This window comes from Rhodococcoides kyotonense (genome assembly GCF_900188125.1).
GTDB classification, from domain to species: domain Bacteria; phylum Actinomycetota; class Actinomycetes; order Mycobacteriales; family Mycobacteriaceae; genus Rhodococcoides; species Rhodococcoides kyotonense.
Map to the genome: position 1 here is coordinate 1 of NZ_FZOW01000023.1, position 22,984 is coordinate 22,984.

A 22,984-nucleotide genomic window follows, 5' to 3' on the forward strand; every position below is an offset into this window, starting at 1 on the left:
GCGTCATTCGGTCACCCGGGGGCGGTGGGGGTTTCGGAGCGAGGGTGACATTCGGTCACTCTGAGTGTGCGAGGGCGTCATTCGGTCACCCGGGGGCGGTGGGGGTTTCGGAGCGAGGGTGACATTCGGTCACTCTGAGTGTGCGAGGGCGTCATTCGGTCACCCGGGGTCGGCGCCGCGACCGTTCAGCCTTCTTCGTGATGATCCGGGTAGGCGGTAATCGCGAGGAACTTGATGGGAAGCCTCACGAGATCATGCGGACCGTGAAGCCCTTCGCCGTCGAGGAGGAGTGAATCGCCCGGGCGCAGAGTGTATTCCGACTCGCCGTGACCGTAGACCATGACACCTTCGAGCATGTAGATGATCTCGGTGCCCGCGTGTTGAAACAGTGGAAACACTTCACTCGAGTCGGTCAGCGTCACCAGCACTGGTTCGAGGCGTTTGTGTTGTCCGCGCAGCGCTCCGAGCAGTTCGTAGTGATGACCCACTCGTGTTCCGCGGCCGACGATGACGGCGCCGTGCCCTGCCTCGGTGTACACCGCCTCGCGAGCCGAGTCGGCACCGCGGAACAACGACGTGACCGGCACATCGAGGCCCGCCGCGAGACGAGCGAGCGTGTTCAGGCTGCAAGAGGTCTGGGCGTTCTCGATCTTCGACAGCATGGCTTTCGAGATGCCGACCTTCACGGCCATGTCGCCGACGGACAATCCTGTCGAACGACGCAGTGCGCGTACCTGTTTCGCGATCACTTTCTCGAGATCCGGCCCGGTCGGGGTGTCGCCGGGGACCTCGCGCTCGACGGGAGCGGGGTCCCCGGTGTCCCGGTGTGTGTCGGGCGAGTCCGTGGAGGTCATCGGTCGATCCTATCTCAGCGTCCACTGGCAGTAGACGCGACCTCACTCCCCAGTCCGAGGCGAATTGCGAGACTCGTCGCGAGATCTGTTGCCTCGTCGACTGACCGGGTCGAGTAGTGCAGATCGAAGAATGCACCGTCGACACCGTCGACCGACAGCGTGTCCACCAACTCGGCGAGGTCGTCGGCCCCTGGCCGGAAGAGACGTTGATGCGAGTCTCGCGGCGCAGGGCGTCTGGGTCACGGCCGGCGTCCTCGGCGGCGCGTCTCGCGACCGACCACAAGTACGCGGCGTAGTCGGTAGGCATGTCGGAAGAATTGACCCACCCTGCAGCCCGACGCCCGATACGGCGCATCGACGCCTCCGAGAAGCCGGCGAGCATCACGGGCGGCCCACCCGGCTGCGTCGGCCGCAGAACCACAGCGGACAGCGGAACATCGAACAACGCCCCGTGGTGCTCGACGGGGTTCTGCGTCCACATCGCATGCAGCACATCGAGTGTCTCGTCCAGTCGCGCGGACTTTCCAGTCCACGGAACTCCGACGGCGTGATACTCGTCGCGCATCCATCCAAGCCCCAGGCCCAGCGTCACGCGGCCGTTCGACATTGCGTCCAGACTCGTCACAGCACGCGCGAGAAGCAACGGGCTGTGCCACGTCGCGTTCACGGTGCTCGTTCCGAGTCGAACGGTCGTCGTGGCGACAGCAGCTGCCGTCAACGTCAGCAGGGGATCGAGCGCCGCAGTGAATTCGGGAGGGTACGGATTGTCCGGCGTCCCGCCGAGCGGATACAGATCGGACGGATGAAGGGGAGTGAGCACCCGGTCTCCGACCCACAACGATCGGTATCCGAGTGCCTCTGCAGTAGAGGCGAATTCGGCGACACTACGGCCGTCGGACTGTGCGCCGAGTTGTGGCAGGCAGATGCCGATATCCATGATGAGCCTTTCTCGGTGGTGAATGTCGTCACCGAGACGATGCGCGGAGGCTCTTACAGTTCGGTTGGAGTCGGCTTAAAGGCGCGCGAACTGTACGTCGTCGGCGAGAACAGTACCTGCGGTCCGTCCCGGTGCCTTCTGGTTGCTCCAGTACAGATTGGTGTGCGAGATCACCGATGCGGGCGATGGAGCGCCCCACTCGGAGAGGTCCTCCGTGGTGTGTGCGTCGCTGACGAGGATGGCGTCGTACCCCCTGGCCAGGGCGCCGTGCAGTGTGCTCCTGATACAGAAGTCCGTCTGCGCACCTGCCACGATCAGGAGGCCGACTTCCAGCTCGGCCAAGACGGTCTCGAGGTCGGTGTCTTCGAAAGAATCACCGAATTTCTTGTGTATCAACGGTTCCGACTGCAGACGGACGAGTTCGGGAACGTACTCCCACCCGGCGGAGCCCTCGATCAGACCGTCGTCCGAGTGCTGCACCCACACGACGGGTGTGTTCGCGGCACGCGCCTTGTCCACCAACTCTGCGATCCGGGCTACGACGACATCGGACTCGACCGACGCGGCCATCACGTCCTTCTGCACGTCGACGACGACGAGGGCTGTCTGCGGTCGGTCGGGCAACGTGGTCATGTCGGAAAACCTTACTCAGTCACGCGCGACGAAGGCGTCGATCTCAGCTGCCAATCGCTCGGGCTGGTCGATCGGGATCAAGGTGTACGTGTCGTGCAGTTCGACGAGCGACGCATCCGGGAAGAGCCGAGACAGTCTGCGGCCGTGCTCGATCGGCATGATCTTGTCGTCGTGACCCCATACGACGAGGACCGGCCGCTCGAAACCACGACACGCGTCCGTCCAGCGCAGGAGGGTGGCGTCGTCGGGAATGGACAATCCGTACTTTCGGAGATCGCGCCGAATGAGCCGGTTGTGCGTGGCCGGAGCGAACCACGCGTCCATGACGGGTTTCGGGACGGGCCGCAGGCTCATCCAACCCCACGAGCCGGGTGCGCGACGAATCGGCGTGAACTTCAGACCGAACAGCAGCGCGCGCAGGCCACCGGGTACCCGCATCGCTGCTCCGATGACGGCACCGGGCAAGCCGGGAGGGTAGTTCTCGAACGCCTCGCACGATGTGATCACCAGCCGTCCGATGCGCTCAGCAGATCCGTTCGCGATCAGAATCTGCACTCCACCCCAGTCGTTCTGAACGAGCGTCACGTCGTGCAGATCCAGACGTTCGAGGAACTCGCCGACGAGCAGTCCGAGACCGAGCAGAGACAGATCGGCGTCGATGTTCATCGGAAGTCGGTGTCCGCCCAGCGGTAACGTCGGCATGATGCATCGATACTCGGCGGGCATCGACGACACGACGTGATCCCAGACGGTGCCGTTCATCGTCAACCCGTGCAAGAACACCAGCACCGGTCCCGAACCTCCGGTGTCGACGTACTCGATGACGCCTGCACTCAACTCGACCTCGGGCATGACGCCTCCAGTGACGGAACTACGCGGCCACTGTCGACGATAGCGCGCCCGGACTCAGTAGACGTCGCGTACGTATCGCTTCTCGGCAGACAGCGCCTTGACGTACGCGTCGGCGCTGGTGGGTGCCAGTTTTCCGTGTTGAGCGACGATTCCCTTCAGTGCGCCGTCGACGTCCTTCGCCATACGCGACGCGTCGCCACACACGTAGAAGTTCGCACCCTGCTGAAGCCACCGCCACAGCTCTGCCCCGTGCTCCGACATCCGATCCTGCACGTAGATCTTGCTGCTCTGATCGCGTGAGAAGGCCAGGTCGAGCCGGGTGAGCAGGCCGTCGTCGCGCATGGCCGTCAGTTCGTCGCGGTAGTAGAAGTCGGTCGCGGCGTGCTGTTCACCGAAGAACAACCAATTGGGCCCCGTGTGCCCGAGTGCCCGCCGCTCGTGCAGAAACGCGCGAAACGGTGCGACGCCGGTGCCCGGCCCCACCATGATCATCGGCGCTGTCGGATCCTCCGGTGGCTTGAAGTGTGTCGTCTTCTGCACGAAGATTCCCACGTCGTCACTCTCGGCGTGATCTGCGAGGTAGGTCGAACACACGCCGCGGCGCGGCACGCCGTGCACGTTGTAGCGCACTGTCGACACCGTCAACTGAACCTCGTCGGGGTCGGTCTTGGGGCTGGACGATATCGAATACAGCCGCGGCTGAAGAGGACTCAACACCCCGAGCCATTCGTCGAGGTCGGCACGAACAGGAAGGTGGGAGAGGACGTCGACGGACTGACGTCCCCACATCCAGTCGGACAACGCACTTTTGTTCTCGGGCAGCAGCATTCGCTCGAGATCTGCGTCCTTGGTTCGCGTGTGCACGAATTTCAGCAGCGCCGGCGTCGCTTTTGCGATCTCGAGACGCTCTCGCAGCGCGCTTCGCAGCGGCATCGAATCGTATCCGGCGAGGTCGACGACCGTATCGCCGTCCAATTTCGTCAGACCGAGCCATTCGTCGACCAGTGCGTCGCTGTTGCGTGGCCACACCCCGAGCGCATCCCCTGCCTCGTAGCTCAGTGTCCCCGCGGGGAGGTGGAAACCGAACTGACGCACGTCTTTCGCCGATCCTGGAGCGCTGAGCTGCGTGTTCCGGATCAACGCAGTCGGCAGTGGCGACTTCTTCCCATACGTCGCAACCTTGTTCGCTGTCGCCGGAACGGGGAGAGCAGTCGGCTCGTCCTTCGCGCCGAGCTTCGCGAGCACTCGTTCGAGCCACACCGAGGCCGCTTCCTCGTAGTCCGGTTCGCAATCGACGCGGCCGACGAGGCGCTCGGCGCCGAGATCGACGAATCGACTCTCGAGCCTACGGCCGTTACCGCAGAAGTCGTCGTAGTTCGAATCGCCGAAACCGAGAACAGCGAAACGGATTTCGGTCAGCTCCGGTGCGTCGTCGCCGGACAGTGCGTCGAGAAACGATGTTCCGTTGTCCGGGGCTTCACCGTCGCCGGTCGTACTGCTGATGAGCAGGACCTCGCGGTAGGTGGTCAGATCGGACACCGAGAAGTCTTCCATCGCTTGGCTTTTCACCGTGTGGCCGGCCGAGCGTAGGGCCGTGGTGCACGACGACGCGAAGTCCTCGGCATTGCCGGTCTGCGACGCCCACAGCAACAGCACGGGGATGGCGTCGGGCAGCGCCTGCCCTGGTGCCGGTGCGGAATCGGTTCGCGAGTACAGGCCGTCGAGCAGGCCACTCAGCCACGCGTGTGTCTCGGGGGACAGGGGAGTGGTCGACGGCAGAGTGGGAGCTCCGGAATCGGTGCTTCCGGCGCGGATGCCGGCGAGAAGTCCTGCGACATAGCGCTGTTCGACGACGGGTAGAGGCATGGTCGGTCCCGAACAAGGTCCGACGATGTGCTCGAGCGCGTCGATCGGCGACATGGTTCCCCCTGCGATCTGCGGTGCCCGGTCGGTCGACGGCTGCGGCGCGGCAGCAACTTTGGTGAGAGTTACCGCGCACACCTTGAATTCCGGTTGCTGCGAGTACGGGTCGATGGCGTCGTTCGTCACCGCGTTGATGGAGAGGTACTCGCCGAACGAATCGTTCCAATGGAACGGCGCGAAACAATCACCAGGTCTGACCCGGTCGCTGACGGTGACCGGCAGTACGGCTCGGCCACGCCGCGACGCCACCTCTATCCGATCCCCGGTCACGCATCCGAGACGCTCGGCATCGAGGGAATGAATCTCCACGAAAGGATCGGGATTCAGCTTGTTCAGCTTCGCGACCTTTCCCGTCTTCGTCATCGTGTGCCATTGATGTTGCAGGCGACCGGTATTGAGGAGGAACGGGTAGTCGTCGTCGGGCATCTCCGCAGGTGCCATCGACGGCCGGGCGAAGAACTGCGCCCGACCTGACGGAGTGGGAAACGACAGCCGTGGCGAGCTGCCGTCGTCGAGTGTCCGCAGCGTCTGGCTGACACCGTCGTTGAGGTAGCGAATCGGGTGACGGTCATTGTCGTCGTCGGGAGGGCAGGGCCACTGCAGCGGCCTCTCGGCCAGTCTCTCGTACGTGACTCCGCGCAGGTCGTAGCCCGTCTTGGGGTTCGAGAAGAGTTTGATCTCCTCGAATACTTCTTCGGCGCTGGCGTAGTCGAACGCGTCGGCATATCCGAGTTCCGTCGCCATCATGGCGATGATCTGCCAGTCGGGCATCGCTTGGCCGGGTGCATCGGTCGCCTTGCGAAAGAGGGTCATGTTGCGCTCGGAGTTGACCATCACGCCCTCGGATTCGGTCCACAGCGACGCAGGCAGGACGACGTCGGCATACCCTCCGGTCTCGGTGTCGTCGAATGCATCCTGTGTGACGACGAGTTCGGCCTTCTCGAGCCCCGCGATGACGGTCTTTCGATTCGCCACGGACGCAACCGGATTGGTGCAGATGATCCAGCATGCCTTGATGTCACCGTCGGCCATCTTGGAGAACATGTCGATCGTGCCGCCGCCGACGTCGGTGCGCAGCGTCCCGGCGGGGAGATTCCATTGCTGCTCGACGAATGCCCGGTCGTCGTCGACCAGCACGCTTCGTTGACCGGGCAGGCCCGGACCCATGTAGCCCATCTCGCGGCCGCCCATGGCATTCGGCTGGCCGGTGAGCGAGAACGGGCCACTGCCGGTTCGGCAGATCGCTCCGGTCGCGAGGTGAAGATTGACGATCGCGTTGGTGTTCCAGGTTCCGTGCGTCGACTGGTTGAGGCCCATGGTCCAGCAGCTCATCCAGTTTCCGGCCTCGCCGATCCATCGTGCGGCCGTTCGCAGATCCTGCTCGGGTATCCCGGTTCGTTCGCTGACGACCGATGGTGTGTATTCGGCGAGGAAATCCTCCATGCCGTCCCAGCCGTCGGTGAACTGGGCGATGAAGTCCGGATCGGTATGTCCCGCTTGGACAATGAGGTGCAGGAGCCCGTTCAGTAGGTCCAGGTCGGTGCCGGGGGAGATGGGGAGATGCAGATCGGCTTTGTCGGCGGTGGCATTCCGGCGAGGGTCGACCACGATCAACTTCGCGCCCTGCTTGACGCGGTCCATCATCCGCAGAAAGAGAATGGGGTGGCAGTCGGCCATGTTGGCGCCGCTGACGAAGAAGACGTCGGCGTGGTCGAAGTCCTCGTACGACCCGGGCGGACCGTCGGAACCGAGCGACTGCTTGTAGCCGGTGCCTGCGCTCGCCATGCACAACCGTGAGTTGGACTCGATCTGATTGGTGCCGATGAAGCCCTTCACGAGCTTGTTCGACAGGTACTGGGCTTCGATCGACATCTGCCCGGACACGTACAACGCGAACGTGTCGGGTCCGTGTTCGTCGATCAACGCTCGTAGCGTCCGTGCAGTCTGCTTGATCGTGTCGACGACATCGGCGTCCACCGGGTCGTCTCCGCGACGGGCACGCACCCGTGCGGCTGTGAGGCGGCCGGGCGCGGCCAGCATGTCCGACGTCGTCGCGCCCTTGGTGCAGAGGCGGCCGAAGTTCGCGGGGTGGGACGTGTCACCGATCGACTTCTTCACCGTCGGAGGTTCGCCGCCTTCGGGGCGCTGTATCTGCAGCGTGATTCCGCACCCGACGCCGCAGTAGGCGCACACCGTCTTGACGGTGTCCACGTCGATGCCGACTGCTCCTGTTGCCACGTCGTCCACGATGCGGAGTCGACGATTCGCGTCGATGACACATCCGTTAGGCCCGCGTGACGTTGTCCTCACCGTCGCGTGCGGTGCGCGGTGATGTCGGCCCAACGCCTGCGCAAATGCATATGCATTTGCGTGACGGCGGGGCCCGAAGGCGGCGGGGTGGGTGTCGCGTGGGTGGGACAAAACGGACATCTGTACTGGTGAGCGACTCGAGCGACGTTGACGCATACGAGTACTCGTGCAAGAGTAGTCGCGTGTCTTCCATTCGTCTGTTCATCCTCGGCTCGCTCGCTCAGCGAGGCGACATGCACGGACATCAGTTGAGGCTGTTGGCCGAGGAAGAGCGCATCCATCTCTGGACCGACATCTCCGTCGGCGGTCTCTACGGCGCACTGAAGCGGTTGCATGCCGAAGGACTCATCGCGGATATCCGGATCGAGCAGGCGGGAAACTTCCCAGCTCGACAGGTGTACGGAATCACCGACAGCGGGCGTGAGGCGCTCGCCCAGCTGCGCAGCGAGGCCCTCGACCACTTCTCGCTGAAGCCCGATCCGTTCGACTTGGCTCTGACCAGGCTGGACCCGACGCGTCTCGACGTGCTGCCCGACGTCATCGCCGCGCGAGTGCAGACGTTGAAACAGCACCTGCTCGACGCCGAAGCCGCGAACGCGCGAGCCGGGCCGTATCTGTCGCTCGCCGAGCGCTACGCGCTCTCGCATCGTGAGACGCGCCTACGCGCGGAGATCGACTGGCACGAGAACTTGGTCGACGCGCTGTCGGACATCGTCGCCGACGAACGCACCCGTGTACTTCCCCCTCTACCGAACAGCAAGGACGGCTTCACGACATGACCGAAACCAATTCCCGGGCCGGCGCGCCCTCGGTGGAAGTCCCACGCCGGGCATGGCAGGCGCTCGTCGTCCTGCTGCTCGGAATGTTCATGGCGTTGCTCGACACGACCATCGTCAACGTCGCCCTGCCGACGATCGAAACCAGTCTCGATGCGTCGGAAGCCACCTTGTCGTGGATCATCTCCGGGTACGCGCTTGCCTTCGGTCTCGCGCTGATCCCCGCAGGCAAGGTCGGCGATCGGATCGGCCACAAGTGGGTGTTCTTCGCCGGTCTCGCATTGTTCACGGTCGCGAGCTTCGCGTGTGGACTGGCTCAGGACGACCTACAGCTGGTGATCGCGCGCATCGTGCAGGGGCTGGCGGGCGGCATCTTCGTTCCCGCCGTCACGGCGTTCATCCAGCTGCTGTTCCCGGGTCCCGTGCGCGGCAAGGCATTCGCGATCATGGGCGCCGTCATCGGTGTGTCGACGGCACTCGGACCGATTACCGGCGGGCTCATCATCGAGGTGTTCGGAAACGAGAACGGATGGCGAGGTGTCTTCTGGGTCAACCTTCCCATCGGCATCGTCGGACTCGTTGCCGCAGCGATGCTTCTACCGAAACGCTCCGAGTCCGAGCAGCCCGTCCAGAGCGGCATCGACTGGGTCGGATTGCTTCTCGTCACCGCCGGGCTCGTTGCACTGCTCGTTCCGTTGATCGAGGGACAGGATCAGGGCTGGCCGACCTGGACGTACATCTCGTTGGTCGCAGGCGTGCTGCTCATAGCCGCGTTCGGTGCGTGGGAAGTGTTCTACACCCGGCGCGGTCACAACCCGCTGGTCCCTCCGAAACTGTTCACTCACCCTGCATTCACCGGTGGCACGATCCTCGCCCTCGTCTATTTCGCGTCGTTCACCAGTATCTTCTTCACCTTGTCATTGCTGTGGCAGTCGGGCCTCGGCAATTCCGCATTGTCGTCGGGCGCTGTGATGCTTCCCTTCGCGATCGGTAGCATCATCGCGTCGTCGCAGAGCAACAAGCTGACCCAGCGCCTCGGGCGCACTGTCTTGCTGCTCGGGACGTCGTTCGTGGCCATCGGCCTGATCTGGATCTGGATCCTGCTTGCCACCACGGACCCGTCGGACTTGACGAACTGGATGCTGTTGCCGCCCTTGCTCATCGGTGGGCTCGGCAACGGCGCATTCATCGCACCGAACGCGCAGTTCATCGTTGCGACCGTCGATCGTCAGGACGCGGGTGCGGCCAGCGGCGTCATCTCGACGATGCAGCGCATCGGTAGTGCAGTCGGCATCGCGGTGATCGGCAGCGTGCTGTTCGGATCACTGAACATCACCGGTCCGGACACCGTCGCGAGCGGGTTCATGCACGCCGCGTCCGTCGCGATGGGCGTCAGCGCCGCGTTCGGTGTGCTGGCGCTGCTTCTGGTGTTCGCGCTGCCGAAGCGCGTGGACGGGGCCAGAGCTCCGGCCAGGACCGAGTAGAAGTATCAGGCGCCGAGATCGCGCGTGTGAGCCGCCACCACGGACTGGGCGAGCGCCGCGATCTTGATGTTCATGTCCTGCGACGTCGTACGCAGCATGTCGAATGCGACGTCGTCGGTGACGTTGTGCGTCGCCATCAGCAGGCCGATGGCCTTGCCGATCTCGCGGTTGCTCTCGAGGCCCAGACGCAGCGTCTCCGCCTCCTGGCCGTTGACGATGGCCGACACCGTGACCGACGCGAATGCCGTCAGCACTATCGCGTCGTCGGCAGACTGCGCGTCGAAGCGGTTCGGAACGTCGGAGAACAAGTTGAGCGCACCGACCTTCTTGCCGTCCAATATCAGCCGGAAGCCCATTGCGCCCCGAACCGGAGTGCGAGTGACGACTCCACGGCCCAGCTTCGGCCACGCCGTCGGGGTCAGGAAATCGGGCTCGATCTGAGCCACCTCGTTCTCGAGGGCATCGAGGCAGGGCCCCTCGCCGGTGGCGCGTTCGATGTCGTCGACAGTGCGAGCGACCTGATCGGACGCGGCGACGGTGATCGGCTGGCCGCGTCGCACCAGCATGAGGCTCGCATGGTCACACCCGGGAACGAGCAACGTGGCGGCAACGCAGATGGCCGAGTAGACCTCGTCGGCACTCGAACCCCGGTAGACGATGTCGGCCAACGCCGCGAACACCGTCGATGGATCCGCAGGGGACTTCTCGTCCGGCATGTTGTCCTCCTGAGCACTGTCGATCCAGGTCACCGCGCGCATCATCGCGCAGCCGTCCCTCGCGGCCACGATACCCACTGGTAGGCGGGCGGCTGAAATCCCGATCAGCGTGCGCAGGGCGGAGCTGGGGCATCCTCGGCGAACGGTGTGCCCGGCGGTTCGATGTAGGCCGCGTACAGAACCACCGGAACGTCGCCCGTATTGATCCCCTCATGGACGTGGTCCCCGCCGACCTCCTCGGCGACGAACTGCCCGGCTGGAGTGCTCACACGCGTGCAATCGTGCAGAGCCCGCGTCAGCACGCCGGACTCGACGAAGGCATAGACCGGACCGTCGTGGAAGTGCCAACCGGTGGTTCCGCCCGGCGCGATGGTGATCTTCCTCGCCGTGAAGTCCGTTCCCGCGATCTCGGCACTGCCGGGCAGAAGCGGGAACGACACGTGCACAAGCGTCTCGGCAGTCACCCCGGACGACGGAGTTGCGCTCGCAACGGCAGGCGAGAATGCGGCAGCGGACAGAAGTGAGACTGCGACGACGATCGGGCGGAGATACTTCGGCATGGCGTCAGCTCTCGTCGGAGGGGGTGCAGCTCACTCAGAGTAGGGCCCGCACCCTGATTCGGGGTGGGTAACGGCGATGCCCGATATTCGCTGAGTAACCTGCAGGGCGTGGAACAGACGCCGGAAACCCATGGGTTCGATGCGCACGTGTTCGAGTACGGCGTCGACGGTCCGAAAGTGATTCTCGCCGGTGTCGACGGCTCCGACTCCGCCTGGCGTGCCGCGGCATACGCGGCAGGACTTGCCCGACGGCAGGGATCGCTTCTCGTTCTCGTCTACGTCCAGCCCATCGCCACCGCGGCCTGGGGCCAGGCCGGTATCTCACTCGTCGAGACCGGTGAGGAAATCGCAGCCGAACTCCTCGCGTACATCGAGAAGGAAACCCGCCACGCCGAGTCGATTCGATGGGAATTCCGTACGGCGCAGGGGGATCCGTACAACGGGCTCGTCGCGGTCGCCGAGGAACTGCGTGCCGACGCCATCGTGGTCGGCGCGTCGGAGCATGCAGGGCACCGCATGTTCGGGTCCGTTGCGGTGCGACTCGTCAAGGCCGGGCGGTGGCCGGTGACGGTGGTTCCATGACGGATGGTGGGGCGGGCGGGGCTCGAACCCGCGACCAATGGATTATGAGTCCACGGCTCTAACCGACTGAGCTACCGCCCCATCTCGCACAACGGGTCAGAATGCTACTACGGTCATGTCGGCGAGATCGTCACGGGGACACCGTTGAGGATCGCGTTGGCACTCACCGCATCCACATGCTGCGGATCCGTGACGTCGTTGGCGCTCGGCCCGGCGACCGTGGTGGCCACCGACAGTTCGACGCCCTGCCTCTGGTGGCCGAATCCGTGCGGCATGCTGACGACACCCGGCATCATACGGTCGCTCGCCAGCACTTCGATGCGGACCGTTCCGGCTGCGGACGTCACCGACACGACGGAACCGTCGTCGATACCGCGGGACGCGAGGTCGTCGGGATGTGCCAGGAGTTGGTGCCGCGGCCTGCCCTTCGTGAGGCGAGGTGCGTTGTGCATCCACGAATTGTTGCTGCGCAGGTGGCGTCGGCCGATCATCAGCAGCTCTTCACCGGTGGTCACGGCCGCGTGGTGCATGACGTCGTGCAGCGCAGGCAGTTCGGCGACGACGACGTCGTGCACGAGATGGACCCGCTTGTCTCGCGTATGCAACTTGCCCGGTAGTCCCGGACGGAGAGGTCCGAGATCGGTGCCGTGCGGTGACTTCGACAGCGTGGACACCGACAGGCCCTTACGTGCACTGCGCAACAGAAGGTCGACGGTGCGACGCGGCGAAAGCCGAAGTCGCGCTTCGGTCGTCAACGATGTCGGTGTGAGGCGTCGGCGCACGCGGTCGAGCCGAGAATCCGACAACGCGGCCTGATAGCGAATCGCCAGATCGCGGTAGATCTCCCACTCTGCCTTGGCGCCGGGCTTTTTCGCGACGACGGCGGGTGAGAACTTGGCCGTGTTGCGGACGCCGAACGCCTGGAATACGAGGTCGTAGTGATCGCGTTCGAGCGACATCGTCGGCGGCAGAATCACATTCGCGTGCCGCGAGGTCTCGTTGATGTAGAAGTCGAACGACACCATGAAATCGAGACCGGCGAACGCGTCGTCGAGCTTTGTCCCGCCGGGCACCGACAGCGCCGGGTTGCCCGACAGCACGGCCATCGCGCGGATACGGCCGTCGCCTGGCGTCGTCATCTCGTCGACGAGCGTCGAGCACGGGAATTCGCCTGCGAACTCCGGCAGATCGCGAACTCGGCTGCGCCACTTGTCGAAATGGCCGCGGCCGACGATCGATCTGTCGATCAGATCGATGGCCGGATCGGACAGCAACGCTCCGCCGACGCGGTCGAGGTTGCCGGTCAGAATGTTCAACACTTGGATGGCCCACTGGCAGACGGTGCCGAACCGCTGGGTCGACACACCCATCCTGCCGTAGGCAACTGCAGCTTCTGCAGACGCGAAGCGCGTTCCGAGCGTGACGATCTCCTCGGCAGAGATGCCGACGACGTCGGCGACGGCCGACGGCGTGAAGTCCTGGACCAGACGCGTCACCTCGTCGACGCCGTCCACGTAGTCCGCGACCCTGGTGCGACCCGATGCGATCACGACGTTGATCAACGACAGCAGAAGCAGGGCGTCGGTTCCCGGACGGATGAAGTGGTGCACGTCGGCGACATCGGCCGTTTCGGTGCGACGCGGATCGACGACGGCGAGTGTGCCGCCACGCGACTGCAGAGCCCGTACCCTGTTGGCGAAATCCGGCACCGTCATCATCGAGCCGTTCGACGCCATCGGATTTCCGCCGAGCACGAGAAAGAAGTCGGTGCGGTCGATGTCCGGGATCGGCAGGGCAAGTTGATGGCCGTACAGGAGGTGGTTCACCAGCTGATGCGGCAACTGATCGAGCGAGGTCGCCGAGTACCGGTTACGGGTGCGGAGCATCGACGTGAACGGAATGCCATGCGTCATGGATCCGAGGCTGTGGACGCTGGGATTGCCCTGATAGACGCCGACGGCATTGGCGCCGTACTGCTTGCGCGTCGAGACGAGGCCGTCGACGACGAGGTCGTACGCGAGATCCCATTCGATCTCCTGCCACCCGTCGCGTGTGCGTCGTACCGGCTTGACGAGTCGGTCGGGGTCTTCGTGCAGATCGATCAGGGACAGGGCCTTGGGACAGATGTGCCCACGGGACAGCGGATCCTGCTTGTCGCCGCGGATCGACGTGACGGCGTTGTTCTCGACCGTGAACTCGAGCCCGCACACCGCTTCGCACAGATTGCAGGATCCGTACTTCTTCGTCATCGGCACCCCTTCGTCTCCTGACGAGCGTAGCTGCGCGCAGTTCTCTGTTCCGAAATCATCTAGAACGTGTTCCAATTCTGGGCTATCGTCGGACGTGAAAACCGGCCCGACGGGCGGGTCGAATCGGCGGGCGAAAGGCGAGTGGGACATGAAAACCAAGGGCGCTGTGCTGTGGGGTCTGAACGAGCCGTGGTCCGTCGAGGAGATCGAGATCGGCGACCCCGTCGCCGGTGAAGTGCAGATCCGAATGGAAGCGGCTGGGATGTGCCACTCCGATCATCACATCGTCACCGGCGCGACGCCCATGCCGTCGTTCCCGGTCATGGGTGGGCACGAGGGCTCGGGTGTCGTCACCAAGGTCGGGCCCGAGGTGAAGACGCTGAAGGAGGGTGACCACGTCGTTCTGTCGTTCATCCCGTCGTGTGGTCACTGTCCGGCGTGTGTGAGCGGACATCAGAATCTGTGCGATCTAGGGATGGGACTGCTGAGCGGAATGGCCATCAGCGACGGCACATTTCGAATCCAGGCACGCGGACAGGACGTCATTCCGATGTGCCTGCTCGGTACGTTTTCGCCGTACATGACCGTGCACGAGACGTCCGCGATCAAGATCGACGACGACATCCCGTTCGACGTCGCCTGTCTGCTCGGATGTGGCGTGCCGACGGGGTGGGGTTCGGCCGTCAACGTGGCGAAGGTGACGCCGGGGGAGACCGTCGCGATCATCGGCGTCGGGGGAGTCGGTATCAGTGCGCTTCAAGGGGCGGTGCGATCCGGTGCCTCGAAGGTGGTGGCCATCGATCCTGTTGCGTTCAAGCGAGATCAAGCGCTCAAGTTCGGTGCCACCCACGTATTCTCCAGTGCTGCAGAAGCATTGATGCCGTTGATGGAACTCACCGAAGGCCGGATGGCGGAAAAGACCATCATCACCGTCGGTGAGATCAAGGGGGAGGACATCGAAGCGGCGCTGCTGCTCACGGCCAAGGCGGGCCGATGCGTCGTCACCGGAATGGGCCGAATGGAGGACATGGACGTCAAGCTGAACCTGTTCCTGTTCACGTTGCTCCAGAAAGACCTTCAGGGTGCGATCTTCGGCGGTGGCAACCCGCGTCACGACATTCCGCTGCTGCTGTCGATGTACAAGAGCGGGCAGCTCGACCTCGACGGCATGATCACCAACACCTACACGCTCGACGACATCAACTCCGGCTACCAGGACATGCTCGACGGCAAGAACATCCGCGGGGTCATCGAGTACACGGATTCGGATCGGTGATGCCGCGGGTCCCACCGCTTGAATGTGACATTCATACGATCTGATGGCGTGCGTGGTCCATTCAAGCGGGCGGGGCACCCCCCACTAGGGTTGTCGCCGTGCACAGTCTGGATTTGATAGCCGGGTGGCCCGTCGACAACGCAGCAGCTCGGGTGGTGTCCGTTGCCGGGGTGACCGACGAGTACGGCGATGTCGAGCGCGTCTTCGAACTCGCGTCGGTGACCAAACTGCTCGTCGCCTACGCGGCGCTCGTGGCACTCGAAGAAGAGGCCGTCGAACTCGATCAGCCTGCAGGGCCGGAAGGGTCGACGGTTCGACATCTGCTTGCGCACACGTCGGGCCTCGCGTTCGGAGAGCACAAGGTCCAGGCCGAGCCTGGTACCCGTCGCATCTATTCTAGTGCAGGGTTCGAGGTGCTCGCCGAGAAGATCGCGACCGAATCCGGCATCCCGTTCGCGAACTATCTGGACGAGGCTGTCTTTCAGCCGCTGGGCATGACCAGTTCGACGCTGACGGGGTCGGCGGGACACGGTGCGCACTCGTCCGTCCGTGACCTGTCGGCGTTCGCTGCCGAGCTTCTGGCGCCGCAACTGGTCTCTCCCGACATGCTGGCGCAGGCGCGCACCGTGCAATTCGACGGGTTGTCCGGCGTGCTGCCGGGATACGGGTCGCAGAAGCCCAACGACTGGGGCCTCGGATTCGAGCTTCGTGACTCGAAATCTCCCCACTGGACCGGTGCCGCGAACTCGCCCCGGACGTTCGGTCACTTCGGTCAGTCGGGGACGTTCCTGTGGGTCGATCCCGACGCGAACCTGGCCGCAGTTGTCCTCACCGACCTCGCCTTCGGTGAGTGGGCGAAGCCCCTCTGGCCCGAGTTGTCGGACGAGATTCTGCAGAACAACCGCAGGTGACACGCATGAAAACGAGAATGCACTAGCGCAACAGGGGTAACAGCGGGCACACTAGTGCACGTACGTGTTCTTTCGGAACATCTGTAGCTCGTGTCGAGGTCGTTGGGGAAGACGTCCCTCGTCGAAGCTGGAGGTGTTGTGGAATGCGCGCGTTGAACCAATTCGCGGACGCGACGTCGGGTGTGGTCTACATCCACGCGTCGCCTGCTGCTGTGTGCCCGCATGTGGAATGGGCGCTGTCCGATGCACTGAACTCTCGTGCGAACCTCGGATGGTCGTCCCAGCCCGCGTCGGACGGACAGCTGCGTGCCACCACCAACTGGGTGGGGCCCGTCGGAACGGGCGCCAAGCTCGCGGGAGTGCTTCGCGCGTGGCAGATGCTTCGCTTCGAGGTGACGGAGGACGCCAGCGACGGCGTCGACGGCGAACGCTTCGCACACGTCCCTGGCCTCGGTCTGTGGCGCGGATCGACCAGCGCCAACGGCGATGTCATCCTGGGGGAGATGCGCTTGAAGGCCATGATCGAGGGCAACTCCGGCAACCTCGCTGCCGAAATCGAACACGCACTCGGCAGCGCATGGGACGACGCCCTCGAGCCCTACCGGACGGGCGGTGGCGGAACCGAAGTCACCTGGCTCAGCCGTACAGCCGGCTGACCGAGATTCCTGTCGCAGCGCCGCCGCATCGGTAACATTCTCACCGTGTCGAGGTGTGGTTGCGGTGCGTGTGAACGGGGTGGTGCTTGATGTTGTCGACCGGCAAGGTCGTTCGCTTCGACGAGTTCAAGGGATACGGTTTCGTCGCCCCTGACTCCGGCGGTGAGGACGTCTTCATCCATGTCAACGACCTGACCTTCGACAAAAGACTGCTGGCGCCGGGCGTTCGCGTCGAATATGTCGCCGAAGAGGGGGACCGAGGGCCGAAGGCAGGGCGGGTTCGCATCGTGGACGCGCCCAAACCCGTCACCCGGGCGGCGGTCCCCGCTGTCGTACCTGCTGCCGAGACGCACTACGACGACGTCGTGTGCGACGTGTTGACGTTGCCGGAGTTCACCGCCGAATTGACCGAGGGGCTCCTGCGGGCGCACCCCGGCCTCACTGCCGAACAGGTCCTGGACGTCCGAGACACCGTCACTCGAATTGCGCGTGTTCATCGTTGGGTCGAGGACTGACCTTCGAACATGCCTGTGCCCCGGTGTGATCACCGGGGCACAGTCCTATCGTCGAGCTGAGGCTCAGAGCGGAATGTTCTTGTGGTTTCCGCGCAGAGCGGGTGCAGCGGCAAGGGCTCGAGCGACGATCGACCGCGTACGGGCGGGATCGATCACTTCGTCGACGACGCCGATCGCGACAGCACGGTCGACACCACCGGCGATGGTCTCGTGCTCGACGGTCAGACGATCGTGCAGAGCCTCGCGCTCGGACTCGGGCGCGGCGGCCAACGCCTTCTTGTGCAAGATCCCCACTGCAGCTTTGGCGCCCATGACGGCGACCTCCGAACCCGGCCACGCGTAGACGGCCGTCGCACCGAGGGCTCTGGCGTTCATCGCGATGTACGCGCCGCCGTAGATCTTGCGCGTCACCAGAGTCACGCGCGGAACCTTGGCCTCCGCGAACGCGTGCAGCAACTTCGCGCCGCGACGCACGACGCCTTCCCACTCCATGCTGACACCGGGCAGATACCCCGGAACGTCGACGACGACGACGAGGGGAATGCCGAACGCGTCGCACAGACGCACGAAGCGCGCTGCCTTCTCTGCACTCTCGGAGTTGAGGCAGCCGCCGAGTCGAATCGGATTGTTGGCGATGACGCCGACCGTGCGCCCCGACAGACGACCGAGCCCGACGACGATGCTGCGGGCCCACCCGCCCTGGAATTCTTCGAACGTGGACTCGCCTTCGACGTTGTCGAGAAGCTCGTCGATGATCGGGTGTACGTCGTACGCGCGACGATTCGACTCCGGCAGCAGTGCACGGAGATCGGTGTCACCGTGCTCGGCGGCGGCGATGTCGAACGTGCCCTGTTCGCTGAACATCGAGACGAGGCGTCGTGTGCGGGTCAGGGCGTCGAGTTCGTCGTCGGCGACGATGTGGCAGACGCCGGACTTCTTGTGGTGCGTGTCGGGTCCACCGAGCGAGGCCATGTCGACCTGCTCGCCGGTGACGCTGCGAACGACGTCGGGACCGGTGACGAACACGCGTCCCTCGGGAGCCATGATGACGACGTCGGTCAATGCGGGACCGTACGCGGCGCCACCGGCTGCGAAACCGAGAACGACGGAAATCTGCGGCACGAGGCCGGACGCTCGGACCATGGCCTCGAACACGAGGCCGACGGCGTGAAGTGCTTCGACACCCTCGGCGAGGCGGGCGCCACCGGAATGCCAGATTCCGACGATGGGCGCACCGCGATCGATCGCGGTGTCGATGGCGTCGACGATGTGCGCACACCCGTCGACACCCATTGCGCCACCCATGACGGTGGCGTCGGAGCAGTAGGCGACGGTGTGCACACCGTCGATGTCGCCCGATGCGGCGAGGAGACCGGACTTGTCACGGTCGTGGAGAGGGACCATCGTCCCGGCGTCGAAGAGTTTTTCGAGACGTGCAACTGGATCACGAGGATCGGTCGAACTACCGGATCGGGTGACGGGGGACAGAATGGTCATCGCGTTCTCCTTCTGCGTGCCCTGAGGGGGCGGTGCCCGAGCGGGGACCGAAGTGGTCCCCGCTCGGGTTCGAGTACCTGCTGAGCGAGATCGATCGAGCGGAAAGCCCTACCGGATCACGCTCGACCGAAGGCGAGCGCGACGTTGTGCCCACCGAATCCGAACGAGTTGTTGATCGCGTAGTCGATCTCCGTCCTGCGGGCTTCGCCCTTGACGACATCGAGATCGATTGCGGGATCCTGATTCTCCAAATTCAGCGTGGGAGGGATGATTCCCTCGCGCACTGACAACACCGTCAACACGGATTCGAGAGCGCCGACGGCGCCGATCGAGTGTCCGAGTGCCGACTTCGGTGCGTACACCGCTGCATGATTTCCGACGGCCTTGTTGATCGCGAGTGCCTCGGCGGTGTCACCGATCGGTGTTGCCGTGGCATGCGCGTTCACATGCTTGATGTCGGACTTCTGCAGTCCTGCGTTCTCGATTGCCCTGGTCATGGCACGAGCCGCGCCGGTGCCTTCCGGATCGGGGGCCACGAGGTGGAACCCGTCCGAGGTGATACCGGCACCGAGCAGGCGAGCATGGATCGTCGCACCGCGAGCCTTTGCGTGCTCCTCGGTCTCGATGATCATGAGCGCGCCTGCCTCGCCGAACACGAAGCCGTCACGGTCCTTGTCGAACGGCCGCGACGCGCCCTTCGGGTCGTCGTTCCTGGTGCTCATCGCGCGCATCATCGAGAAGCTCGCGATCGGCACGGCGTCGATGTACCCCTCGACGCCACCGGTGACGACCATGTCGGCGTCGCCCATGACGATCATCCGCCACGCGTGAGCGATGCCCTCGGAACCCGAGGAACATGCCGACACCGGCGTGATGACGCCTGCCTGTGCCTTCAATTCCAGCCCGACGACCGCTGCCGGTCCGTTGGGCATGACCATCTGAACTGCGAGGGGCGACACCTTGCGGTAGCCGCCTGCCTTCATCTTGTCGTTGGCGTCGATCAGCGAATCTCCGCCACCGAGGCCGGTTCCGATCGACACTCCGAGACGAAGTGGGTCGACCTCGGGGCTACCGGCGTTCTTCCACACCTCACGACCGAGCACCGTGGACAACTGCTCCACGTAGCTCAGTCGCCGAGCCTCGACTCGGCTGAGGAGTGTGCCCGGGTTCACCGCGAGATGGCCGCCGATTCGAACGGGAAGGTCGAACTCCTTGACGAAGTCGTCCTCGAGCGTTGCGATCCCGCTCTCGCCGTTCAGCAGACCCTTCCACGTGGCATCGACATCGCCCGCGATGGACGTGGTCGCAGCGAGGCTGGTGACGACGACATTCGGGAAGCGCCCGTTGTTGGTGGATGGGTTGGTCACGGTCCGACTCACTCGCTCGCGGAGTCGTCGAGCTTGGCCTTGATTGCCTCAGCGGCTTCGGGGTTCTCCGCTTCGAGCTTCTGGATGTACGAGACGGCGTCGCCGACGGTACGCAGGCTGGCGAGATCCTCGTCCGGGATCTTGACGCCGTACTTGTCCTCGGTCTGGACTGCGATCTCGACCATGGACAGCGAGTCGATGTCGAGGTCGTCCACGAAGGACTTCTCGATGGTCACCTCGGAGGGCTCGATACCCGTGACCTCCTCGATGATCTCTGCAAGTCCGGCGATGAGGTCTTCCTGGCTGGCCACTGTTGTGGCTCCCTTCTTATCGGTGTCGATCTTTTTCGGGTGTCGGTGCATCGAGGTCGACGCACCGAAGCTTGTGTCGTCTCGTCGGAGGCGACGTGTGTCGTGCTCCCGTCACGCGTGCGCGACGGGACGTCGAGCGCCGGTCAGGCCAGTTCGGCGAGAGCGGCGATGTCCTCGGGGGTCTTGAGACCGAGGTTGGGAGTGCCCCGCATCTCGCGCTTGGCGATACCGACGAGCGTTCCGGCGGGCGGAAGCTCGACGACGGCGGACACGCTGTTCTCTTTCAGGGTCGCCGTGCACAGATCCCATCGCACGGGCTTGGTGACCTGAGCGGCGAGCTTGGCGAGCGCGTCCGCGCCGGACGTCACGGGCTTGCCGTCGGAATTCGACAGCAGCGACCGCGTCGGATCGGACGGGGTGACGGCTGCCGCTGCTGCCGCGACTGCGTCCTGCGCCGGTCCCATGAAGCGGGTGTGGAACGCCCCGGCGACAGGAAGTGCACGGACGCGAGCCTTCTCGGGCGGGTTCGCGGCGAGCTCGGCCAGTGCCGTGTGCAACCCTGCTGCAACTATCTGGCCTGCAGCATTGATGTTGGCTGGTTCGAGACCGAGTTCGTCGAGACGGGCGAGAACAGCGGCCTCGTCGCCGCCGAGAACTGCGGACATTCCGGTGGGCTCCAGGGCGCACGCTTTGGCCATCTCGGCGCCACGGACGGCGGCGAGTGCGACGGCCTCGTCGGACGTGATGACGCCTGCCACCGCTGCGGCCGCGAGCTCACCGACCGAGTGACCTGCGACGATGACGTCCGCCGGAAGAATTCCGCGGCTGTCTGCCTCTTCGAATGCGAGGAGTGCGGCGGCGACGACGAGCGGCTGCGTGACCGAGGTATCGGTGATTTCCTCCGCAGTCGCGGTGGTTCCGAGGCGAGCCAGATCGAGTCCCGACGCCTTGGACCACAGAGCAATACGGTCGGCTGCTCCGGGGAGTTCGAGCCATGGCAGGAGCATGCCGGGTGTCTGAGAGCCCTGACCGGGCGCAAGCAACGCAATCACATCGTCAAGGGAACACCGTAGCTACCCGTTTGGCCGATGTCGCTCCCGATGAACCTTCGGCACCCATTTTGTGGGGACCCAACAAATCGGCACGTGGCTCGGTCGCATCGCCGCAACCCGCTTCGGCGTTACGTCACCACTTCACCAAATGTTACGTGTGTGATCTGTGGGGCAGGATATTGCGGTTCGTGATGCATTCGGGCTAGTCGACCCACCGTTGCGGCAACTCGCAATACATATGCATCACGCGATTGTGTGGGATCTCGGCCTGTGACTTCCGCTATACGCTTCAAGCGATACCGGACAGTATTTGGATGAACAAACAGCTGACGAGCACAAGTCTCGACGGCCCCTCCACAGTCGAGGTACGCGTCGAGAGTGTCCGCCAATCCCGATCCGGCCGCCGACAGCGGCTGCACCACCTGGTCGTTCAGAGCGGCGATGGCGGCCCCGTCGCCGAGGAGTGCGCGTTCGGGCAGCAACTCTCCGGCATGCACCGGTCTCGGCGCCCCACGCCACCCGGCAACGGCTTGCATTCCCGCAAAAGCCTCCACCGCGCTCGAGTGCGCAGCGCCGAGGGTTCGCGTCGTCGGGCCGATGACGACCGGCCCCTCCGAGAAGTTCTCGAGCATGTCGGACAAGAACGCTCCGTTGGTCGGGCTGTCCATCAACTCACCACTGACGACCATGACGAGCCGAGTGCCCTGCACGACGGCCAACGCCGCGCGGTTGTGCTTCTGCGCGACGGCGTGGACGGTGCCCACCACGGACACGCCCTCGTTCTCCGGCGGTGTGCCGACGAGCACCGTGGCCGGTGCAGTCGCATCCCAGTTCAATGTCGCGGCGCGCGAGAGCATGTCCGATCCGGTGTCACCCCGGACGACGGCGTCGACGACCAACGCCTCGAGCCGTGTGTCCCAGGCGCCGCGGGACTCCGCGGCACTCGCGTACACCGACGCGGCCGCGAACCCGAGTTCGCGCCCGTACCGCAGGACCGCTTCGGTCAGCGCAACGAGCTGCTGATCATTGCGTGCCAGAGCGGGAAGCCACTGCTCGAAGAACTCCATCGCCACGCGAACCATGTCGACGGTCTGACGCAGCGTCAGCCGCCTCGCGAGATCCTGCGGAATCACCTGGAACGCGTCGAGACTGAATCTGATGTCGCTCTGCGGGTTCTTCAGCCACTCCAGAAAATTGTCGACAGCTGTCTGGATCAGCAGTTGGACGCTCGCACGTTGGGCCGCGTCGAGGCCTCCGAAGAACGGAAGTTGGTCCTGCATCGTCGTGACGGCCTCGGTGGACAGGCGCCCCGAAAACTGTTTCACGCGCCGAAGCAACGCGTCGGGAAGCGGGTCGCGCTTGTGCCTCGACGGCGCAAGCGCCTTGACCGACAGATGTACCTCGTTGTCGGTGATGAACCCGTCGGTCTCGACTGGGTGTGGGTCTTCGTTGTCGACCATGAGAAAAACCTACGCCCGCCCACCCGTGTCCGATGACGCGGACACGGGTGGGCGGGCGGTGGA

At 64.4% G+C, this 22,984-nt stretch carries 20 protein-coding genes, 1 tRNA gene and 1 pseudogene; 8 read left to right on the top strand and 14 right to left on the bottom strand.

Annotated elements, in window-relative coordinates:
• Positions 1–185: 185 nt before the first annotated feature.
• A complete protein-coding gene (locus CHB96_RS26005; protein ID WP_089251791.1) occupies positions 186–854 on the bottom strand; it encodes a helix-turn-helix domain-containing protein in 669 nt (222 codons plus the stop codon).
• Between the two features lie 116 nt (positions 855–970).
• Between CHB96_RS26005 and CHB96_RS30250 the strand changes: the two genes are divergently transcribed.
• A complete protein-coding gene (locus CHB96_RS30250; protein WP_245866204.1) occupies positions 971–1,150 on the top strand; it encodes a hypothetical protein in 180 nt (59 codons plus the stop codon).
• Here CHB96_RS30250 and CHB96_RS30455 read toward each other — a convergent pair.
• The 4 genes and pseudogenes from CHB96_RS30455 to CHB96_RS26025 form a co-directional block, all read right to left on the bottom strand.
• Positions 1,108–1,791, bottom strand: a pseudogene (locus tag CHB96_RS30455) (TIGR03619 family F420-dependent LLM class oxidoreductase); the annotation flags it as partial. The gene CHB96_RS30250 and the pseudogene CHB96_RS30455 sit on opposite strands and share 43 nt — an antisense overlap.
• 75 nt (positions 1,792–1,866) lie before the next feature.
• Entirely contained in the window at positions 1,867–2,424 is a 558-nt protein-coding gene (locus CHB96_RS26015; RefSeq protein ID WP_089251793.1) for an isochorismatase family protein, read from the bottom strand.
• Positions 2,425–2,439: 15 nt separating this feature from the next.
• Positions 2,440–3,276: an alpha/beta fold hydrolase gene (locus CHB96_RS26020; protein ID WP_089251795.1), complete on the bottom strand. Its 837-nt coding sequence runs from the start codon at positions 3,274–3,276 to the stop codon at positions 2,440–2,442.
• 54 nt (positions 3,277–3,330) lie between these two features.
• Positions 3,331–7,437: a bifunctional nitrate reductase/sulfite reductase flavoprotein subunit alpha gene (locus tag CHB96_RS26025; RefSeq protein WP_089251916.1), complete on the bottom strand. Its 4,107-nt coding sequence runs from the start codon at positions 7,435–7,437 to the stop codon at positions 3,331–3,333.
• A gap of 254 nt (positions 7,438–7,691) precedes the next feature.
• Here CHB96_RS26025 and CHB96_RS26030 point away from each other — a divergent pair, with 254 nt between their 5' ends.
• Entirely contained in the window at positions 7,692–8,288 is a 597-nt protein-coding gene (locus CHB96_RS26030) for a PadR family transcriptional regulator (RefSeq protein WP_245866206.1), read from the top strand.
• Positions 8,285–9,769 carry an MFS transporter gene (locus tag CHB96_RS26035; RefSeq protein WP_089251799.1) on the top strand — a complete coding sequence of 495 codons (1,485 nt, stop codon included), beginning with the start codon at positions 8,285–8,287 and terminating at the stop codon, positions 9,767–9,769. The genes CHB96_RS26030 and CHB96_RS26035 overlap by 4 nt, the downstream gene beginning before the upstream one ends.
• 5 nt (positions 9,770–9,774) lie before the next feature.
• Here the strand turns inward: CHB96_RS26035 and CHB96_RS26040 are convergent, their stop codons facing one another.
• Together CHB96_RS26040 and CHB96_RS26045 are read right to left on the bottom strand one after the other, a co-directional pair.
• The gene (locus CHB96_RS26040) at positions 9,775–10,485 is read right to left on the bottom strand and encodes a GAF and ANTAR domain-containing protein (RefSeq protein ID WP_089251918.1); all 711 of its coding nucleotides are present in this window, start codon (positions 10,483–10,485) and stop codon (positions 9,775–9,777) included.
• Positions 10,486–10,589: 104 nt separating this feature from the next.
• On the bottom strand, positions 10,590–11,045 hold the full coding sequence (locus tag CHB96_RS26045; protein ID WP_089251801.1) for a cupin domain-containing protein: 456 nt from the start codon (positions 11,043–11,045) through the stop codon (positions 10,590–10,592).
• Positions 11,046–11,153: 108 nt separating this feature from the next.
• Here CHB96_RS26045 and CHB96_RS26050 point away from each other — a divergent pair, with 108 nt between their 5' ends.
• The gene (locus tag CHB96_RS26050; protein ID WP_089251803.1) at positions 11,154–11,627 is read left to right on the top strand and encodes a universal stress protein; all 474 of its coding nucleotides are present in this window, start codon (positions 11,154–11,156) and stop codon (positions 11,625–11,627) included.
• Between the two features lie 4 nt (positions 11,628–11,631).
• On the opposite strand, the gene CHB96_RS26055 is transcribed toward CHB96_RS26050, so the two are convergent.
• Together CHB96_RS26055 and CHB96_RS26060 are read right to left on the bottom strand one after the other, a co-directional pair.
• Positions 11,632–11,708: transfer RNA gene (locus tag CHB96_RS26055), tRNA-Ile, on the bottom strand.
• A 32-nt stretch (positions 11,709–11,740) separates the two neighbouring features.
• Positions 11,741–13,876: a molybdopterin-dependent oxidoreductase gene (locus CHB96_RS26060; protein ID WP_089251805.1), complete on the bottom strand. Its 2,136-nt coding sequence runs from the start codon at positions 13,874–13,876 to the stop codon at positions 11,741–11,743.
• Positions 13,877–14,024: 148 nt separating this feature from the next.
• Between CHB96_RS26060 and CHB96_RS26065 the strand changes: the two genes are divergently transcribed.
• The 4 genes from CHB96_RS26065 to CHB96_RS26080 all read left to right on the top strand — a co-directional run bounded on the left by CHB96_RS26065 (position 14,025) and on the right by CHB96_RS26080 (position 17,234).
• Positions 14,025–15,152 carry an NDMA-dependent alcohol dehydrogenase gene (locus CHB96_RS26065; RefSeq protein WP_089251807.1) on the top strand — a complete coding sequence of 376 codons (1,128 nt, stop codon included), beginning with the start codon at positions 14,025–14,027 and terminating at the stop codon, positions 15,150–15,152.
• 98 nt (positions 15,153–15,250) lie between these two features.
• Positions 15,251–16,063, top strand: a complete 813-nt coding sequence (locus CHB96_RS26070) for a serine hydrolase domain-containing protein (protein ID WP_089251809.1) — start codon at positions 15,251–15,253, stop codon at positions 16,061–16,063.
• 143 nt (positions 16,064–16,206) lie between these two features.
• Positions 16,207–16,719 (top strand): DUF3145 domain-containing protein, encoded by a 513-nt coding sequence (locus CHB96_RS26075; RefSeq protein ID WP_089251811.1) that lies wholly within the window; start codon positions 16,207–16,209, stop codon positions 16,717–16,719.
• Between the two features lie 89 nt (positions 16,720–16,808).
• Positions 16,809–17,234 carry a cold-shock protein gene (locus CHB96_RS26080; RefSeq protein WP_089251920.1) on the top strand — a complete coding sequence of 142 codons (426 nt, stop codon included), beginning with the start codon at positions 16,809–16,811 and terminating at the stop codon, positions 17,232–17,234.
• Positions 17,235–17,297: 63 nt separating this feature from the next.
• Here CHB96_RS26080 and CHB96_RS26085 read toward each other — a convergent pair whose 3' ends face one another.
• The 5 genes from CHB96_RS26085 to CHB96_RS26105 form a co-directional block, all read right to left on the bottom strand.
• Complete coding sequence (locus tag CHB96_RS26085; protein WP_089251813.1) at positions 17,298–18,731, bottom strand: acyl-CoA carboxylase subunit beta; 1,434 nt, start codon at positions 18,729–18,731, stop codon at positions 17,298–17,300.
• 116 nt (positions 18,732–18,847) lie between these two features.
• Positions 18,848–20,098 (bottom strand): KasA/KasB family beta-ketoacyl-ACP synthase, encoded by a 1,251-nt coding sequence (locus CHB96_RS26090; protein ID WP_089251922.1) that lies wholly within the window; start codon positions 20,096–20,098, stop codon positions 18,848–18,850.
• Between the two features lie 8 nt (positions 20,099–20,106).
• Positions 20,107–20,409, bottom strand: coding sequence for a meromycolate extension acyl carrier protein AcpM (acpM, locus tag CHB96_RS26095; RefSeq protein WP_075840447.1), 303 nt, complete (start codon positions 20,407–20,409; stop codon positions 20,107–20,109).
• A gap of 143 nt (positions 20,410–20,552) precedes the next feature.
• Positions 20,553–21,461: an ACP S-malonyltransferase gene (locus CHB96_RS26100; RefSeq protein ID WP_089251817.1), complete on the bottom strand. Its 909-nt coding sequence runs from the start codon at positions 21,459–21,461 to the stop codon at positions 20,553–20,555.
• 128 nt (positions 21,462–21,589) lie between these two features.
• The gene (locus tag CHB96_RS26105) at positions 21,590–22,921 is read right to left on the bottom strand and encodes a PucR family transcriptional regulator (RefSeq protein ID WP_245866208.1); all 1,332 of its coding nucleotides are present in this window, start codon (positions 22,919–22,921) and stop codon (positions 21,590–21,592) included.
• Positions 22,922–22,984 lie beyond the last annotated feature (63 nt).